General features: G+C 56.2%; 17 protein-coding genes and 3 tRNA genes. 17 read left to right on the forward strand and 3 right to left on the reverse strand.

The features are described from left to right. Positions 1 to 94 precede the first annotated feature (94 nt). The 5 genes from RO22_RS03510 to RO22_RS03530 all read left to right on the forward strand — a co-directional run bounded on the left by RO22_RS03510 (position 95) and on the right by RO22_RS03530 (position 2,306). A complete protein-coding gene (locus tag RO22_RS03510) occupies positions 95 to 1,345 on the forward strand; it encodes an aspartate kinase (RefSeq protein ID WP_009286781.1) in 1,251 nt (416 codons plus the stop codon). A 194-nt stretch (positions 1,346 to 1,539) separates the two neighbouring features. Continuing rightward, a complete protein-coding gene (csrA, locus tag RO22_RS03515; RefSeq protein ID WP_007111501.1) occupies positions 1,540 to 1,728 on the forward strand; it encodes a carbon storage regulator CsrA in 189 nt (62 codons plus the stop codon). A gap of 133 nt (positions 1,729 to 1,861) precedes the next feature. Continuing rightward, positions 1,862 to 1,954: transfer RNA gene (locus RO22_RS03520), tRNA-Ser, on the forward strand. A 56-nt stretch (positions 1,955 to 2,010) separates the two neighbouring features. Then, positions 2,011 to 2,087: transfer RNA gene (locus tag RO22_RS03525), tRNA-Arg, on the forward strand. 142 nt (positions 2,088 to 2,229) lie between these two features. Continuing rightward, positions 2,230 to 2,306 (forward strand) — tRNA-Arg (locus tag RO22_RS03530). A gap of 173 nt (positions 2,307 to 2,479) precedes the next feature. Here RO22_RS03530 and RO22_RS03535 read toward each other — a convergent pair. Further along, entirely contained in the window at positions 2,480 to 3,475 is a 996-nt protein-coding gene (locus RO22_RS03535; protein ID WP_223828023.1) for a tRNA dihydrouridine synthase, read from the reverse strand. A 159-nt stretch (positions 3,476 to 3,634) separates the two neighbouring features. Here RO22_RS03535 and RO22_RS03540 point away from each other — a divergent pair, with 159 nt between their 5' ends. The 3 genes from RO22_RS03540 (at position 3,635) to RO22_RS03550 (ending at position 7,131) form a co-directional block, all read left to right on the forward strand. Beyond that, a complete protein-coding gene (locus tag RO22_RS03540) occupies positions 3,635 to 3,892 on the forward strand; it encodes an OadG family protein (protein WP_022519963.1) in 258 nt (85 codons plus the stop codon). Positions 3,893 to 3,983: 91 nt separating this feature from the next. Continuing rightward, positions 3,984 to 5,798: a sodium-extruding oxaloacetate decarboxylase subunit alpha gene (oadA, locus tag RO22_RS03545; RefSeq protein WP_041157618.1), complete on the forward strand. Its 1,815-nt coding sequence runs from the start codon at positions 3,984 to 3,986 to the stop codon at positions 5,796 to 5,798. A gap of 10 nt (positions 5,799 to 5,808) precedes the next feature. Then, positions 5,809 to 7,131, forward strand: a complete 1,323-nt coding sequence (locus RO22_RS03550; RefSeq protein ID WP_009286784.1) for a sodium ion-translocating decarboxylase subunit beta — start codon at positions 5,809 to 5,811, stop codon at positions 7,129 to 7,131. Positions 7,132 to 7,361: 230 nt separating this feature from the next. Here the strand turns inward: RO22_RS03550 and RO22_RS03555 are convergent, their stop codons facing one another. After that, positions 7,362 to 7,988, reverse strand: coding sequence for an IMPACT family protein (locus RO22_RS03555; RefSeq protein WP_022519960.1), 627 nt, complete (start codon positions 7,986 to 7,988; stop codon positions 7,362 to 7,364). Continuing rightward, positions 7,988 to 8,368, reverse strand: a complete 381-nt coding sequence (locus tag RO22_RS03560; RefSeq protein WP_027957354.1) for a LexA family protein — start codon at positions 8,366 to 8,368, stop codon at positions 7,988 to 7,990. Before RO22_RS03560 ends, RO22_RS03555 begins: the two co-directional genes overlap by 1 nt. Positions 8,369 to 8,565: 197 nt before the next feature. On the opposite strand from RO22_RS03560, the gene ccmA reads away from it, so the two are divergent. From ccmA to ccmI, 9 genes are all read left to right on the forward strand, one after another. After that, positions 8,566 to 9,186, forward strand: coding sequence for a cytochrome c biogenesis heme-transporting ATPase CcmA (gene ccmA / locus RO22_RS03565; RefSeq protein ID WP_041157619.1), 621 nt, complete (start codon positions 8,566 to 8,568; stop codon positions 9,184 to 9,186). A gap of 89 nt (positions 9,187 to 9,275) precedes the next feature. Then, on the forward strand, positions 9,276 to 9,944 hold the full coding sequence (ccmB, locus tag RO22_RS03570; protein ID WP_223828158.1) for a heme exporter protein CcmB: 669 nt from the start codon (positions 9,276 to 9,278) through the stop codon (positions 9,942 to 9,944). Between the two features lie 14 nt (positions 9,945 to 9,958). After that, on the forward strand, positions 9,959 to 10,726 hold the full coding sequence (locus tag RO22_RS03575) for a heme ABC transporter permease (protein WP_041157621.1): 768 nt from the start codon (positions 9,959 to 9,961) through the stop codon (positions 10,724 to 10,726). Next, positions 10,726 to 10,917: a heme exporter protein CcmD gene (gene ccmD, locus RO22_RS03580; RefSeq protein WP_022519956.1), complete on the forward strand. Its 192-nt coding sequence runs from the start codon at positions 10,726 to 10,728 to the stop codon at positions 10,915 to 10,917. The genes RO22_RS03575 and ccmD overlap by 1 nt, the downstream gene beginning before the upstream one ends. Further along, entirely contained in the window at positions 10,914 to 11,423 is a 510-nt protein-coding gene (gene ccmE, locus RO22_RS03585; RefSeq protein WP_027957351.1) for a cytochrome c maturation protein CcmE, read from the forward strand. Before ccmD ends, ccmE begins: the two co-directional genes overlap by 4 nt. Positions 11,424 to 11,475: 52 nt before the next feature. Then, positions 11,476 to 13,509: a heme lyase CcmF/NrfE family subunit gene (locus tag RO22_RS03590; RefSeq protein WP_022519954.1), complete on the forward strand. Its 2,034-nt coding sequence runs from the start codon at positions 11,476 to 11,478 to the stop codon at positions 13,507 to 13,509. Then, positions 13,506 to 14,033 (forward strand): DsbE family thiol:disulfide interchange protein, encoded by a 528-nt coding sequence (locus RO22_RS03595; protein ID WP_041157622.1) that lies wholly within the window; start codon positions 13,506 to 13,508, stop codon positions 14,031 to 14,033. The genes RO22_RS03590 and RO22_RS03595 overlap by 4 nt, the downstream gene beginning before the upstream one ends. Further along, positions 14,024 to 14,494 (forward strand): cytochrome c-type biogenesis protein, encoded by a 471-nt coding sequence (locus tag RO22_RS03600; protein WP_039858734.1) that lies wholly within the window; start codon positions 14,024 to 14,026, stop codon positions 14,492 to 14,494. The genes RO22_RS03595 and RO22_RS03600 overlap by 10 nt, the downstream gene beginning before the upstream one ends. Next, complete coding sequence (gene ccmI, locus RO22_RS03605) at positions 14,491 to 15,729, forward strand: c-type cytochrome biogenesis protein CcmI (RefSeq protein ID WP_041157623.1); 1,239 nt, start codon at positions 14,491 to 14,493, stop codon at positions 15,727 to 15,729. The genes RO22_RS03600 and ccmI overlap by 4 nt, the downstream gene beginning before the upstream one ends. The last annotated feature ends 3 nt before the right edge of the window (positions 15,730 to 15,732 follow it).

The raw sequence follows: 15,732 nt of genomic DNA on the forward strand, positions 1-15,732 counted from the left end.
TGGGCCGGTGGCATTATTGTCACCGGCCTTATTATTTATTTAAAACTTGTGACACTTTCACCCTCCATTCCCGAACGCATAGGAAAAACGGCATATGGCACTATACGTACAGAAGTTCGGCGGCACTTCGGTGGGCTCTGTCGAGCGTATCAAGGCCGTAGCGGAAAAGGTTAAGGGCTTCCGCGATCAAGGCCATCAGGTAGTGGTCGTGGTCTCCGCCATGAGCGGCGAAACCAACCGCCTGACGGACATGGCACAGGCGCTTAACGACGATCCCGCACCGCGCGAGATGGATATGCTGCTATCGACCGGCGAGCAGGTAACTATTTCACTGCTCGCCATGGCGCTTCAGCAAATCGGTGTGCCAGCCACTTCGCACACAGGCGCCCAGGTAGGCATTCATACCGATAGTGCCTATACCAAGGCGCGTATCCAGCGCATTGAAACCGAAGACCTCAAGGCCGATCTGGACGCTGGTCAGGTAGTTGTTGTGGCCGGGTTCCAAGGGGTCGATGAAGACGGCAATATCACCACCCTGGGCCGTGGTGGTTCTGACACCACAGGGGTGGCGCTAGCCGCTGCGCTAGGTGCCGATGAGTGCCAGATTTACACCGATGTTGACGGGGTATACACCACCGACCCTCGCGTCTGCTCCAAAGCCCAGCGCTTAACGAGCATTACCGTGGAAGAGATGCTGGAACTGGCCAGTCTCGGCTCTAAAGTGCTGCAGATCCGCGCGGTAGAGTTTGCCGGAAAGTACAACGTACCCCTGCGGGTGCTGTCGAGCTTTGAAGACGGCCCCGGTACCCTAATTGTTGCAGAAGCCGACCAAGACGAGGACGCTATGGAAGAACCACTGATCTCCGGTATCGCTTTCACCAAAAATGAAGCAAAATTAACCCTGCTGAATACACCGGACGTGCCGGGTGTGGCGTCACGCATTCTAGGCCCCATTGCCGATGCCAATATCGAAGTGGACATGATCGTGCAGAACGTGGCGCCGGCCGGAGACTATACCGACTTTACCTTTACGGTTGCTAAGGGCGATTACAAAGCCACTAAGAAGCTGCTTGAAGAGACGGTGATTCCTGATTTGGGCGGCGGTGAGCTGCGTGGCGACGACAATATTGCTAAGGTCTCTTTAGTGGGTGTCGGTATGCGTTCTCACGCCGGTGTGGCGTCGAAAATGTTCCGTGTGCTAGCCGACGAAAACGTCAATATCCGTATGGTCTCCACCTCTGAGATTAAAATCTCGGTCGTGATTGATGAGAAGCATATGGAGCTTGCTGTTAATGCATTACACAAAGCTTTTGGTTTAGATAAGGCAGATATCGAATCTGAATAACATTAATACCTTAAACCTTCTACGCTGAAGGGGTACTTACTGCCGTGTGGTGGTGAGCTTTCTTTCAACGGGAGGTATAAGGTGTCATGGAGCCGGAGTCATTGGTGACAGGGAACACTATGTCGCATAATGGCATGGTGTTGCCTCCGGCTGACATATCCCGTTGCATAAAACGTCTGAAAAGGAGATCAGCCATGCTCATCCTAACTCGCCGTGTTGGCGAAACGCTGATGATCGGTGATGAAATCACCGTCACCGTGCTAGGTGTGAAAGGCAATCAAGTACGTATCGGCGTAAATGCGCCTAAAGATGTGGCAGTTCACCGTGAAGAGATTTACCAGCGTATTCAGCGTGAACGAAACAGTGAAAATGAAGTGGAATAAGCCTTGCGAGCTCGCATGATGAAACGATGCTTAAAGCGTAAGCTTATATGTAAGATATGGCCGGTGCGAAAAAAATCCGTAGAAGACTAGACACAAGAAGACTAAATCGGTAATATTCGCGCCGTGCCGTTGAGGAGAGGTGGCCGAGTGGCTGAAGGCGCTCCCCTGCTAAGGGAGTATAGGGTTTATAGCCCTATCGAGGGTTCGAATCCCTCTCTCTCCGCCAATCGCATGGCCAGTAAGTGCTTTTACTTTGTTAAAAAGTGCATGGTCACAAGGTATGCGCCCGTAGCTCAGCTGGATAGAGTACCTGACTACGAATCAGGGGGTCGGAGGTTCGAATCCTCCCGGGCGCGCCACCTTTTTATGCTGACTGCATTTATGGTTAATCGTATTTGAGATTAGCTGTATTTAAAGTTAGTTGTACCAGAGGCTAATTGCATTAATCAGTATTTGTAATAGTCTTGGTCGCAGTAAAAGTAAACGTTAGTAAAACGTTACGCGCCCGTAGCTCAGCTGGATAGAGTACCTGACTACGAATCAGGGGGTCGGAGGTTCGAATCCTCCCGGGCGCGCCAGATTCCAAAACCCGCTCTCTTATTGAGAGCGGGTTTTCTGTTTCCAGTCTGACCGCCAGTTTCTAGCCTGACCGGAAGTCGCTCGCGCCCCGGTCTTGCGATCGTTTGTAGCGCCCCCACTTTGCGGTAGGGCGCTTTTTTTTGCCTGTTAAAGGGGTGGTGCGAAAGAAGGGCTAAGCCATTGCAGCTTGCTGTTCGTCGACAACAAGGCTGTCGAGCAGTTGGTCTAACTCGGTGATGCGCTTTACGCGCTGAAAATTCTGTTCAGCTTCACTGCTGCCTTGACGCATTTGGGCAAGCCACTGCTTTACCAGAGAGACCACGACGCGGTCGGGTAGCTTTTGACGCTGTAGAGCGGCGTATTCTTTGAGCACGTTGGCGCGCATCGCCCAGCTACTCTCAGGTAGCCGCTCGCCGGTTTGCAGCCAGTGGCGAATGCGTGGCGCCAGCCAAGGATCGGCCAGGGCGCTCCGTCCCAGCATCACGTCGCGACACCCTGACAGGGTGCGGGCTTTCCAGTAATCTTCCAGTGTCCAGATATCGCCGTTGGCGACCACGGGGATGCTCACTTGGCGGCGAATTTTGCCGATCCACTCCCAGTGTGCCGGTGGGCGGTAGCCCTCGTCTCGGGTGCGTGCATGAACGACCAGCTGTGCTGCTCCGCCCGCTTCGGTGGCTTGGGCGCAGGCCACCGCTAAACGGCGATTAGCGAAGCCCAGGCGAATCTTGGCGGTCACCGGGATTTCCCCCTCTAAAGCGTCGTGAACGGCTTTAACCGCCTTATAGACGCGATCAGGCTGGCGTAACAGCGAGGCGCCGCCATCGTGCCGGTTAACCAGTTTGGCAGGGCAGCCGAAATTAAGATCGACGCTCACCGCGCCCAGGCTAAGCGCCTGGCGCGCGTTAGCCGCCAGGGCGACTGGGTCAGAGCCCAGTAACTGTAAATGCACGGGAATGCCGCTTGGTGTGGCCACAGGCGGTTGCGCAAGCTCGGGGCAGTGTTTATAAAACACTCTTGGCGGCAGGCGCGCATCGACCACACGTACAAACTCGGTGACTGTCCAGTCGAACCCGGCATGCCGGGTCAGCAGATCACGAGTCAGGGCGTCGATTACCCCTTCCATCGGGGCTAGGCCGATTCTGCCGTTTTGTAGTAAATTAACAACCATGACTTCCACTATCGCGCCATTGCATTCTATTCTGGGTGTGGCAGGTTAGTGCATTCCCCTTACTGCGCCAAGCGCCTTTCACCGTATTGGCGTCATGATGTGCGTAAAAATGGTACTTGAGCTGTGCTTCAAGACACCGGGCTTCAAGGAGATCGCTTTATGCAGGATCTAGAACTATTGCAAGAAGGGCTGGCGTTGATGGCGCTCGGTATGGGCGTAGTGTTTGTTTTTCTTACTGTTTTGGTCATTAGCGTTACGCTGATGTCGAAGCTTGTTGGGCGTTTTCAGCCCGCCCCTGTGGCTGTTAATACGGGCAATAAATCGTCGCCATCTTCGGGTTCCTCTGCGCAAAATGACGAGGTCATGGCGGTGATCAGTGCTGCAGTGCATCGTTATCGCTCAAGCCGGCGTCGTTAACTTTCTCGATTTTTTTCATTTTGGCCCTCTTGTGGCTATTTTTTTGTTATTTTTACTACAAACTTACAACTCTCTACTGTGAGCCATGACAATGAACGAAATAAAACGCCCTCTAGGCATTACTGATGTCGTGCTGCGCGATGCCCATCAATCGCTATTCGCTACACGTATGCGGCTGGACGATATGCTGCCGATCGCCGAAAAACTGGATCGCGTTGGCTATTGGTCGCTGGAAACCTGGGGTGGGGCCACTTATGACGCCTGTATCCGCTATTTGGGCGAAGATCCGTGGGAGCGCATTCGTGCATTAAAAGAGGCTATGCCCAATACACCTCAGGCCATGTTGCTACGTGGTCAGAACCTGCTGGGCTACCGCCACTACGCCGATGACGTTGTCGATAAGTTTGTCGAGCGGGCGAAAACCAACGGCGTTGATGTCTTCCGTGTTTTCGATGCCATGAATGACCCGCGCAATTTAGAGCGCGCCATTCAGGCGGTGCGTAACGTCGAAGGTCACGCCCAGGGCACCATCTCTTACACCGTGAGCCCGGTACATACCCTGGATAGCTGGGTTGATCTCGCCAAAACCATTGCTGGCTTAGGCGCAGATTCATTGGCTATCAAGGATATGGCGGGGCTACTGACGCCCTATACGGCATTCGATCTGGTCACCCGGCTCAAGAAAGAGCTATCGATTCCGGTGCACCTGCACTGCCACGCCACCACCGGCCTCTCTACCTCAACCATTTTGAAGGCAGTGGAAGCAGGCATTGATAACGTCGATACCTCGATTTCGTCCATGTCGATGACCTACGGTCACAGCCCCACCGAGTCAGTGGTGGCAATGCTGAAAGACACCGGCCGCGATACCGGTCTGGATCTTGAGCTGCTGGAAGATATTGCCGGTTACTTCCGCGAAGTACGTAAGAAGTACGCCGCCTTTGAAGGTTCGCTGCGTGGTATTGATTCGCGCATCCTGATTGCTCAGGTGCCCGGCGGTATGCTGACCAACATGGAAGGCCAGCTCAAAGAGCAGGGCGCGGGCGATAAGCTGGACGACGTGCTCAGCGAGATTCCCCGCGTGCGCGAAGATCTGGGCTTTATTCCGCTGGTGACGCCCACCTCGCAAATCGTCGGCACCCAGGCGGTCATGAACGTGATGATGGGCGAGCGCTACAAGTCGATCTCCAAGGAGGTTCAGGCGCTGCTCAAAGGTGAATATGGTGCTGCCCCAGCGCCCTTCAACGCCGAATTGCAAAAGCGCGTGTTGGAAGGCGGCGAGCCGATTACCTGTCGCCCGGCGGATAACCTCTCACCGGAAATGGATAGATTGGCGGCCGAGCTGAAAGAGAAGGCTAGCGCTGAAGGCATTCGCTTGGCCGAAGGCAAGCGCGAAGTGGATGACGTTCTGACCTACGCGCTGTTTCCGCAGATCGGCTTGAAGTTCCTTAAAAACCGCGACAATCCCGACGCCTTTGAACCTGCCCCCCAGGCAACTGACGCAAGTGCTGAAAAGACACCGGTCAAGGTGGAAAGCAAAGCGCCGGTGGCTAGCAGTGGCCCGGAAACCTATACCGTTAAGCTCAACGGTAAAGCCTTCGTGGTGGAAGTGTCTGAAGGTGGTGAACTGGGCGAAGTGCAGGAGCAAACGGCGGCCAGCACTGGCGCCCCAAAAGAGGAAGTGTCTGCACCCACTGGTGAGAGCATCGATGCGCCGCTGGCCGGCAATATCTTCAAGGTTAATGTCCGCCCTGGCGATAAAGTCGCTGAAGGTGATGTGGTGATCATTCTTGAAGCGATGAAAATGGAAACCGAAGTGCGTGCCAGCATCGCAGGCACTGTGTCTAAGGTTAACGTCAGCGAGGGCGACAGCGTAGCCGTAGGCGATGCGCTGATCGAGCTCTAAGGGCCCAGTAATGGATAAATTAGTAACGTTATGGGAAGGCTCTGGGCTATATAACCTTGAGCTTGGCCAAGCCGTCATGATCATGGTGGGGCTACTGCTGCTTTACCTGGCCATTTATAAGAAGTTTGAGCCGCTGCTGCTGGTGCCGATTGGCTTTGGCGGCATTCTGGCCAATATTCCCGAAGCAGGGTTGGCGATTTCAGCGCTAGACCAAGCGATCGAGGTGGCGAAACCCGCAGTGCTTCAGCAGATGGCGGCAGCGCTGGGCGCGACGCTGGATCCGTTAGCGAATGCGGAAGCCTGGCGTGAATCGTTAAAAGTGATAGCCCACGATGGCGTCGCACCGGATCAGGTGCGTGCCGCACGTGATATCGCCGTGGGCGTCGGCTATAGCGATGGCATGCTTTACAACTTCTATAAAGTAGCAATTGGTTCAGGTATCGCCCCGCTGATTATCTTTATGGGTGTGGGCGCCATGACCGACTTCGGTCCGCTGCTGGCCAATCCGCGCACGCTGTTTTTAGGTGCGGCCGCTCAGTTTGGCATTTTTGCCACTTTGTTTGGTGCCGTGGCGCTCACCTCGATGGGCATCATGGATTTCTCGCTCAATCAGGCCGCCGCCATTGGTATTATTGGCGGGGCGGATGGCCCGACCTCCATCTACGTCTCCAGCGTGCTGGCGCCGGAGCTGCTGGGTGCTATCGCGGTGGCTGCCTACGCCTATATGGCGTTGGTACCGCTGATACAGCCGCCCATCATGCGTCTGCTGACCACCGATAAAGAGCGTCAAATCAAGATGACCCAGTTGCGGCCGGTCTCCAAGCTGGAAAAAATCATCTTCCCGCTGATGCTGCTGATTCTGGTCGCGCTGTTTCTGCCCGATGCGGCACCGCTACTCGGTATGTTCTGCTTCGGTAATCTGATGCGTGAGTGTGGCGTAGTCGAGCGCTTGTCGGATACCGCGCAAAACGCCTTGATCAATATCGTCACGATTATCCTGGGACTGTCGGTAGGCTCCAAACTGATGGCCGAGAGTTTCCTGGCATTTGAGACGCTGGGGATATTAGGTCTGGGTATTGTCGCCTTTGGTATCGGCACGGCCGCTGGGGTATTGATGGCCAAGCTGATGAACCTGGTGAGCAAAATGCCCATCAACCCATTGATCGGTGCCGCGGGCGTTTCCGCCGTGCCTATGGCAGCGCGGGTGGCGAATAAGGTGGGGCTGGAGTCCAACCCACATAACTTCCTGCTGATGCATGCCATGGGCCCCAACGTGGCGGGTGTTATTGGGTCGGCAGTCGCGGCCGGGGTAATGATTAAATACCTGGGTTAACTAGTCCTCTGCCATCAACGACATAGGGGTGTCATTGCGAACGCAGTGAAGCAATCTGGGGTTGGTTCTCAGGGTAGGCTTGAGATTGCTTCGTCGCAGGCTCCTCGCAATGGCCGGTGAGTGTCATCGCGAGCGAAGCGCGGCGATCTCGGTTTGTTTGCCCCCGCAGAACGAGATTGCCGCGTCGCAAGCTCCTCGCAATGACATATGGGGCCCTTTCATCTGCTGCGTTATGCCTTTGGTGCAGAGAGAACCTCAATAGCACTCTTCAAGCGGTTTTCTAGCGGGGCAAGGTCAAGCGGGCAGTCCCGTGGCCAGCCAATGGTCAGGCGAACGCCATCACCATCGTAGTCGGCTTGCTCAATAGGGATGTCGTGCTCTTCGCACCAGGCGCGGGCAATCGCTTCATTGGCAAAAGTAAGGCGCAGGGTGTAGGTGTCGCGCTCAACCACTTCCCGGGTAGCGAGTGTCTCAAGGGCATGGCTAACCGCCTGAGCGTAGGCGCGGGCTAAGCCACCGGTGCCGAGCTTTGTACCGCCAAAATAACGAATGACCACACAGCCAATCTGGCCCAGTTGGCTCCCCTGGAGAACCTGATACATGGGGCGGCCAGCGGTGCCGCCAGGCTCGCCATCATCGGAAAAGCCAATCAGATTTTGCTCGCCGGGTGGCCCGGCAATGTAGGCAGTGCAGTGGTGGCTGGCATTAGGATGCGCGGTTTTCGCCGCATTCAGCAGAGTAGTGAATGCGTTGATATCGGGAGCGTGGCAGATCCAGGTGATAAATTGGCTCTTTTCTACTTCAATGTCAGCCGTGTGCCATGACCCTGTGGGTAACTCGGGAACCCGATAGCGCATTAATGCTCCGTAAAGGTAGTCTCACTTTTCACACCCATTACCATGCCGAGTACCTGAATATCCCGGTTGTGCAAAAATAGCGCTGGCTGCAAAGTATCTTCTGGCCATAGCTCTACGCCAAAGCGGCTGATAGAGAGCTGCCTCAAGGCGATCGTTTGCTGGTTTATTTCGGCAACGGCAGTTTCTGTCTGGGTATCGTGTTGATAGCGCCGGATAATAATGACATCGCCATCGAACAAGTTGCAATCACACAGTGCATTGCCACGCACTTTGAGTGCATAGGTATTGCGTCGGGTAATGCTAGGCGCCATTGCGTAAGGGCGCGGTGCCGGTTGTCTACGGCCAAACGTAACGGTAGGTGCTGCCATCGATAGGGTCATCAAAGAATCTCCATTGCATGTTCTTTCATACAGTGGTTTTCATTGTAGACCTGTTTTTGCATACAGTGCCAGAGATAATTGCTCTCACGACATATTGATGAAGATCACGCTGCGACCCAGCGCCGCATTGTGTGAGTGGCGAGAAAGGGGCTTTACGTGTAGAGTTCGACGCGAAATCAATATGCCAGGAGAGACGCTTGAGCCTGTGTCTACAAGCCCGCCAGCTTGCCTGTGAACGCGATGACCGCTGGCTGTTTCAAGGGTTAGATCTGGAGGTTCGCAGCGGCGAGATAGTGCGAATTGAAGGGCCCAATGGTAGTGGTAAAACCAGCCTTCTGAAAATTCTCTCCGGCCAGCTCAGTGACTACCAGGGCGAACTGTTCTGGAATGGCGCTGCGATGAACGAAGCACGTGAACATTTTCTCGCGAATTTGCTCTATTTAGGACATGCACCGGGCATTAAGTCAGGGCTTTCCCCGTTAGAAAATTTAGCCTGGTATCAGGCGTTAAGCGGGGAAAGTGGTAATGAAGATCAGCGCCTGGAAGCTCTTGAACGGGTTGGGTTGGCAGGCTTTGAAGATGTGCCCGCAGGGCAACTCTCAGCAGGGCAACAGCGCCGTGTTGCCCTGGCGCGCTTAACGTTAACGCCGCGCGCCCTATGGGTACTGGATGAGCCTTTCACCGCGATTGATCGCCACGGCGTCGCTGATCTAGAGAAACAGCTGGTTGCCCACGCTCAGGCGGGGGGCTGTGTGTTAGTAACGACACACCACGAGTTAACCGCTTCACCGTTGCTCAGACGGATATCCCTAGGGTAAAGGAGAAAGGGTTGCACAGCTCTTCACAAAGTTCGGAGACCGCTCAACAGGTTTCAGCAGTGCCACTGCGTGAGCATAGTGGTGGGTTAATGACCGCAGTGAAGGCCACGCTAGTGCGTGACTTAACGCTATTGCTGAGACGCCGTGGCGAAGTGCTCAACCCACTGGTGTTTTTTGCCCTGGTGATCACGCTGTTCCCGATCGCTATTTCGCCCGACCCTGAGCTGTTAGCGGTGATTGCTCCAGGTTTGCTGTGGGTCGCAGCTTTGTTAGCCGCGCTGCTTTCATTAGACAGCCTGTTTCGCAGCGATTATGACGACGGTAGTCTGGAGCAACTGCTATTGGCGCCGCAGCCGTTAGTCGCGCTAAGTTTGGCCAAAGTGGCCGTACACTGGCTGCTGACAGGCCTACCGTTGGCGCTGATGGCGCCGATATTGGGTATTATGCTGGCGCTGCCGGCGGGTAGCTACGCCGTGCTGGCGCTGTCGCTTGCATTGGGTACGGCAAGCTTGAGTTTGATTGGCGCCATCGGTGCGGCGTTAACCGTTGGCTTGGCACGGGGCGGAGTGCTGCTCTCGCTACTGGTGCTGCCGTTGTATATCCCGGTACTCATTTTTGGCGCAGGCGCGGTGCAGGCGGCCATTTTTGGAGAGGGTGTCTCCGCACACCTGGCTATCCTGGGCGCGCTGCTCGCCGCCTCACTCATGTTGGCGCCGTGGGCGATTGCCGCATCGCTGCGTATCAGTATTAACGGTTAAGGACGGGACACGCTATGTGGGCCTTTATACACAAGCTGGGATCACCCAAGTGGTTCTACGGCATTAGTGCCAAATTACAGCCCTGGTTTTGGGCCGCGGCGGCGCTGTTGATCGTCACTGGCTCGCTGTGGGGGTTGGCGTTTGCGCCAGCGGATTACCAGCAGGGTAATAGCTTCCGAATTATTTACGTCCATGTGCCGGCGGCCTTTTTGGCTCAGTCTATCTTCATTGCCATGGCGGTTTCCGGCCTGGTGTTTATGGTCTGGAAAATTAAAGTCGCCGATATGGCGGCGGCGGTGATGGCGCCTCTTGGCGCAGCTATGACCTTTGTCGCGCTGTTTTCCGGTGCCGTATGGGGTGTGCCCACTTGGGGAACCTGGTGGATGTGGGATGCACGGCTAACGTCAATGCTGATCTTGCTGTTTTTGTACTTGGGCGTAATTGCTCTGCGTGGGGCTTTTACCGGCCGCGATAGCGCCTCACGGGCAGCCTCGGTGCTGGCCATGGTGGGGGTGATCAATATTCCCATCATCAAATACTCGGTGGACTGGTGGTACACCCTGCACCAGCCCGCTTCATTTACGCTGACCTCGCGCCCGGCCATGCCTACTGAAATGTGGCTGCCTCTGGTCATTATGGTGCTGGGTTTCTACTGCTTTTTCATTGCCTTAACGCTGATGCGCACACGCAGTGAAATTTTGCGCCGCGAAGCTAACAAACGGTGGGTACAGGAATTGGTGACCGGCCAAGTGGTGAAAGTACCGGCAGAGGAGGCTCGCTAATGGCGTTTGACTCATTTTCCGAATTTCTCGCCATGGGTGGTCACGCGCCTTATGTGTGGTCTGCCTGGGGCGTGACAGCGCTACTGCTGCTCGCCACCGTATGGCATGCGCGTGCTGAACAGCGCCAATTGATCAAAGGCTTGAAACGCCGTGCAAGACGCGCAAACAGCGCAAGGGGAAACGCCCAATGACGCCTAAACGTAAACAGAAACTCTTTATTATCCTGGGCCTTGTGTCGCTGGCCGCGATTGCCGTGGGGCTGACCCTGTACGCGCTGCGCGCTAACATCAATCTGTTTTTCAGCCCGGTACAGATCGCCCAGGGCGACGCGCCCATGGAGCGGCAGATTCGCGCCGGTGGCATGGTGAAAGAGGGTTCAGTATCCCGTGACCCCGAGAGCCTGGACGTCGAGTTTGTCGTCACCGATTACGTTGATGACCTGGAGGTCTACTACAGCGGCATCCTGCCCGACTTGTTCCGCGAAGGCCAAGGCGTGGTAGTGATCGGAGAGCTTCAGTCCGATGGTCGTTTGTACGCCGATAAAGTGCTTGCGCGCCACGATGAGAACTATATGCCCCCTGAAGTTGCCCAGGCACTTGAAGAGGCGGGCTATTCGCCAGCCGACTACCAGGCCAAAGCCGCGGAAGTGGGTAAACGCCTGGACGAAGAAGGCGTACCCCAAGCAAGCGAATACTAAGACCCACAGTTTAACCGCCTTGCCTTACCGCCAGTGCTGGTTCGGAGCGCACATGTTTATCAAAATGATTCCTGAAATTGGCCACTTTGCCCTCATTATCGCGCTGCTGATGGCGGCGGTGCAGGCCGTGATGCCGCTGGCCGGTGCGGCCACCCGGCGCCCGCTGTGGATGGCCTATGGTCAGCCCATGGCGGTGGGGCAGTTTGTGTTCATTGCCATTGCCTACGCCTGTTTGACCGCCAGCTATATGCTGGACGACTTTAGCGTGGCGAACGTGGCCAACAACTCCAACTCGCTGCTGCCCTGGTACTACAAGTTCAGCGCGGTGTGGGGCAACCATGAAGGGTCGGTGCTGCTGTGGAGCTTTATGCTCGCGGGCTGGGGGTGTGCGGCCAGCCTGTTTACCGGCAACCTGCCGCGGGATATGGTCGCGCGAGTAATGGGCGTGATGGGTATGGTTTGCGTCGGCTTCTTACTGTTTATTCTGATGACATCGAACCCCTTCGAGCGGCTACTGCCCGGTATGCCCCAGGATGGCGCCGACCTTAACCCGCTGTTGCAAGACTTCGGGCTAGTGGTGCATCCGCCGATGCTCTACATGGGCTATGTGGGCTTTTCCGTGGTCTTTGCATTTGCCATTGCAGCGCTGATGGGCGGTCGTTTAGACGCGGCCTGGACGCGCTGGGCAAGGCCCTGGACGAATCTGGCCTGGGCATTCCTGACCGTGGGTATCGCGTTAGGCAGTTGGTGGGCCTATTACGAGCTTGGCTGGGGTGGCTGGTGGTTCTGGGATCCGGTCGAAAACGCTTCACTGCTGCCCTGGCTGACGGGAACCGCACTGGTTCACTCACTCGCGGTCACCGAGAAGCGCGGCTCGTTTAAAAGCTGGACCGTGCTGTTGGCGATCTCGACCTTCTCGCTGTCGCTAATGGGCACTTTTCTGGTGCGCTCTGGGGTGCTGACCTCGGTGCATGCGTTCGCCAACGACCCGGCCCGCGGTTTCTTTATCCTGATGCTGCTGGCCATTACGGTAACGCTGTCGCTGCTGGTGTTTGCGCTACGCGCTCCGCGGGTAAGTCATAAGGTGGGGTTTAACTGGCTCTCCCGGGATGCGCTGCTGCTGGTTAATAATATCTTTCTGGTGATTATGACCGTCACCGTGCTACTGGGTACCGTCTATCCGCTGATTCTGGATTCTCTGGGGCTGGGGAAAATCAGCGTGGGCCCGCCTTACTTTAATACCCTGTTTGTGCCGCTTACCGTGTTGATGTGTATCTTTATGGGGCTTGGCTCGGTAACGCGCTGGAAGAGCATGGCGGCACGGGATCTGATTCGTAAACTGTGGTTAGCCGGTGTGGCCGCATTGGTGATCGGCATATTAATGCCGCTGCTGTACCGTGGCGAGTGGAACCTGTTTGTCTCCCTGGGCATTGTCTCTGCACTCTGGATTGTGCTGCCGATGGTGCGCGATGTATTCGATAAAACCCGCCACGCCAGTTCGTTTTTGGCCGGTGTTCGTAAGCTCTCCCTGGCTTATTGGGGCATGGTGCTGGGGCACGTAGGTGTTGCGGTCACTATCGTCGGCGTGACGGTAGTGTCCAACTACAACATTGAGCGCAACGTGCGCATGTCGCCGGGCACCACGGTCGAAGTCGCGGGCTATCAGTTCACCATGACCGAGTTAACCGAGCGTCGTGGCGCTAACTTCCTGGCGGACACCTCGATTCTACAAGTGCAGCGCGGCGACTCAGGCAGCAGCTTTACCATGCGGCCCGAAAAGCGTCTCTACCTGGCCACCGGTATGCCGATGACGCAAGTGGCCCTGCGCCCAGGGCTGTTCCGCGACCTCTATGTCGCCATGGGTGAGAACCTGGGCGATGGCAGTTGGGCAATGCGGGTGCAGTATAAGCCGTTCGTCCGTTGGCTCTGGCTGGGCGCACTGCTAATGGCGTTTGGCGGTGTATTGGCGGTGCTCGACAAGCGCTACCGCCGTACCGCATCCACCCGTGAAGCGCCCAAAGTGGCTAGCCAGGATGATAGTACTCAGAACAGTACTCAAAATGGCGCACGGGAGGCCACGGCATGAAGCGACGGCTACTGCTATTACTGTTGCCGGTGTGTTTTTTAGCCCTGGCGCTGTTCTTTTACCAAGGCCTCTCGCTGGACCCCTCCCAGCGGGATTCAGCGCTGATGGCGCGGGAGTTCCCGACCTTTGAAGCCAGCACGCTGCGTGATGAGAATCGCCGCGTTGACCAAACGCTGTTAAAGGGTGAGGTGACGTTGGTGAATGTGTGGGGCGAGTGGTGTCCGGCCTGTAAGCAGGAGATGCCGCAACTGCTGGAACTGGCTGATAACGACATTCGCATGGTCGGGGTCAACTACCGCGATACCCGCGAGAAAGGCATGCAGTTTCTCAGCGAATTTGGCGATCCGTTTGAAGTTAATATTTTTGATCCGGAAGGCGAGCTAGGGTTTGATCTTGGCGTCTACGGCGCCCCGGAGACATTCCTGGTCGATGCCGACGGGGTCATTCGCTATCACCATAAAGGCTACGTATCACCGCAAGACGTGCGCGAGCGAATTCTTCCGGAGGTGGAAAAATGGCGCTAATGCGAACCATGGCAGCGCTACTACTGCTGGTCATAGCGTTTGGTGCAGCGGCAGGTGGTATCGAACTGCGCGAATTTGACGACCCGGTCATGGAGAAGCGCTATCACGATTTAACCGCCTCCATGCGCTGCCCACTGTGTGAAAACCAAGCCATAAACGATTCCGATGCACCCATTTCGGCAGATATGCGTGAGCGGGTTTATCAACTGTTGCAAGACGGGCAGTCGGATATCGAAATTATCAACCATATGGTGCAGCGGTTTGGTGAATATATTCTCTACAACCCGCGTTTAGAGAGCCGTACCTACCTGCTTTGGGGCTTGCCCATCGCCCTGGTGTTGCTAGGTGCGATGGTGGTTGTGCTGATGATTCGCGCCCGCCGTAACGCCTCTGCTAAAGCGTTGAGCGCCGAAGAACGCCAGCGCATAGACGCGCTGACTAACCGTAAGGGGTCTTCATGACGCTGCTCTGGATAGCCATTGCCATTCTACTGCTCCCCGCGCTGTGGCTGCTGGTTTCGCCGCTAAGAAACGCGCGTGCCCTGCATGACCAGCAGCGCGATTTTGAAGTCAACGACACCTCCGCCGAGCAGAACGTGGCGATTTTCAAGCGCCGCTTGGCGTCACTGGAAGCGGCTCTTGAACGCGGCGACATAGATGCCGCACGCTTTGAGGAAGACCGGCTGGAACTCGAGCGCAGCCTGCTGGAAGACACTGCTTTTCGCGAGCGTCGGCCGCTAAAGGCTGCCAGCGCCGGCCGTATTGTCGTGCCTGTGGTGATGCTCGCTGTGGTCGCTGTTAGCGTTATTTGGTATCAGCAAAAGGGCGCTGAGGGCGACCTGGTGCTACTGGCCGTGCAGCAAGAAGTGCAGAACGATCCTGATGGATCGCTTGCCATGTATATCGAGCGCATGGAGGAGCAGGCCGAACGCCAGCCGGATAACCCTAATGTGTGGAGCGAGCTGTTTCCGCTCTACCGTGAAACCGGACAAATGCCCAAGGCCGTGGACGCCCTGGAGCGCCTGATCGAGATTGAAGGGCGCATTCCACCGCTGCTTGCGCAGTTGGCGCAAATTCGTTTCTTTATGGCTGAGCGCGAGCTTACCGACGAAGTACAAGCGTTGGTCGACGAGACGTTGGAGCAGGATCCCCGCCAGCCTACCGTGCTGGGCTTGCTGGGCATTAATGCCTTCGACAACGGCGATTACGAGCAGGCTATTGACCACTGGCGCCGGGCGATTGCCAATATCGAGGATCCCAACACTGTGTCCTCGCTACGCGACGGCATTCGCGTGGCTCAGGAGCGATTGGGTATTGAACCCGAAGAAGCCGTCACCGAGGGCACCGGCATTCGTGTGCGTGTCTCGCTGGATGAGGAGCTCGTCGGGCGCGTAGATGGCGATGCCAGCGTCTTTATTACCGCCCGCGATATTGAGGGCGAGTTACCGCCCCTGGCCGTGGTGCGGGCACAGGTATCCGAGCTGCCTATGACCGTGACGCTAGATAACAGTGTCGCGATGTCTCCCCAGGCGCAAATATCCCAGGTACAGGAAGCCCGTTTAGTGGTGCGTGTTTCTCCTTCTGGCCAAGCAGCGCCCCAGCCCGGGGATCTGTTTGGTGACCTTGAGAGCGTCAGCATCGGGCCAATTGAAGACGACGAAGCGGCCGAAGTGGTGATTAACCGTGTCTTTGAATAATCG

The sequence above is a fragment of the Halomonas sp. KHS3 genome, assembly GCF_000830495.1.
GTDB classification, from domain to species: Bacteria; Pseudomonadota; Gammaproteobacteria; order Pseudomonadales; family Halomonadaceae; genus Vreelandella; species Vreelandella titanicae.

What these genes read in the sequence shown, in the direction of transcription:
- RO22_RS03510 (WP_009286781.1), top strand. Translation starts at nt 95, where the DNA reads ATGGCACTATACGTACAGAAGTTCGGCGGCACTTCGGTGGGCTCTGTC.
- csrA (WP_007111501.1), top strand. Translation starts at nt 1,540, where the DNA reads ATGCTCATCCTAACTCGCCGTGTTGGCGAAACGCTGATGATCGGTGAT.
- RO22_RS03535 (WP_223828023.1), bottom strand. Translation starts at nt 3,475, where the DNA reads ATGGTTGTTAATTTACTACAAAACGGCAGAATCGGCCTAGCCCCGATG.
- RO22_RS03540 (WP_022519963.1), top strand. Translation starts at nt 3,635, where the DNA reads ATGCAGGATCTAGAACTATTGCAAGAAGGGCTGGCGTTGATGGCGCTC.
- oadA (WP_041157618.1), top strand. Translation starts at nt 3,984, where the DNA reads ATGAACGAAATAAAACGCCCTCTAGGCATTACTGATGTCGTGCTGCGC.
- RO22_RS03550 (WP_009286784.1), top strand. Translation starts at nt 5,809, where the DNA reads ATGGATAAATTAGTAACGTTATGGGAAGGCTCTGGGCTATATAACCTT.
- RO22_RS03555 (WP_022519960.1), bottom strand. Translation starts at nt 7,988, where the DNA reads ATGCGCTATCGGGTTCCCGAGTTACCCACAGGGTCATGGCACACGGCT.
- RO22_RS03560 (WP_027957354.1), bottom strand. Translation starts at nt 8,368, where the DNA reads ATGACCCTATCGATGGCAGCACCTACCGTTACGTTTGGCCGTAGACAA.
- ccmB (WP_223828158.1), top strand. Translation starts at nt 9,276, where the DNA reads ATGACCGCAGTGAAGGCCACGCTAGTGCGTGACTTAACGCTATTGCTG.
- RO22_RS03575 (WP_041157621.1), top strand. Translation starts at nt 9,959, where the DNA reads ATGTGGGCCTTTATACACAAGCTGGGATCACCCAAGTGGTTCTACGGC.
- ccmD (WP_022519956.1), top strand. Translation starts at nt 10,726, where the DNA reads ATGGCGTTTGACTCATTTTCCGAATTTCTCGCCATGGGTGGTCACGCG.
- ccmE (WP_027957351.1), top strand. Translation starts at nt 10,914, where the DNA reads ATGACGCCTAAACGTAAACAGAAACTCTTTATTATCCTGGGCCTTGTG.
- RO22_RS03590 (WP_022519954.1), top strand. Translation starts at nt 11,476, where the DNA reads ATGTTTATCAAAATGATTCCTGAAATTGGCCACTTTGCCCTCATTATC.
- RO22_RS03595 (WP_041157622.1), top strand. Translation starts at nt 13,506, where the DNA reads ATGAAGCGACGGCTACTGCTATTACTGTTGCCGGTGTGTTTTTTAGCC.
- RO22_RS03600 (WP_039858734.1), top strand. Translation starts at nt 14,024, where the DNA reads ATGGCGCTAATGCGAACCATGGCAGCGCTACTACTGCTGGTCATAGCG.
- ccmI (WP_041157623.1), top strand. Translation starts at nt 14,491, where the DNA reads ATGACGCTGCTCTGGATAGCCATTGCCATTCTACTGCTCCCCGCGCTG.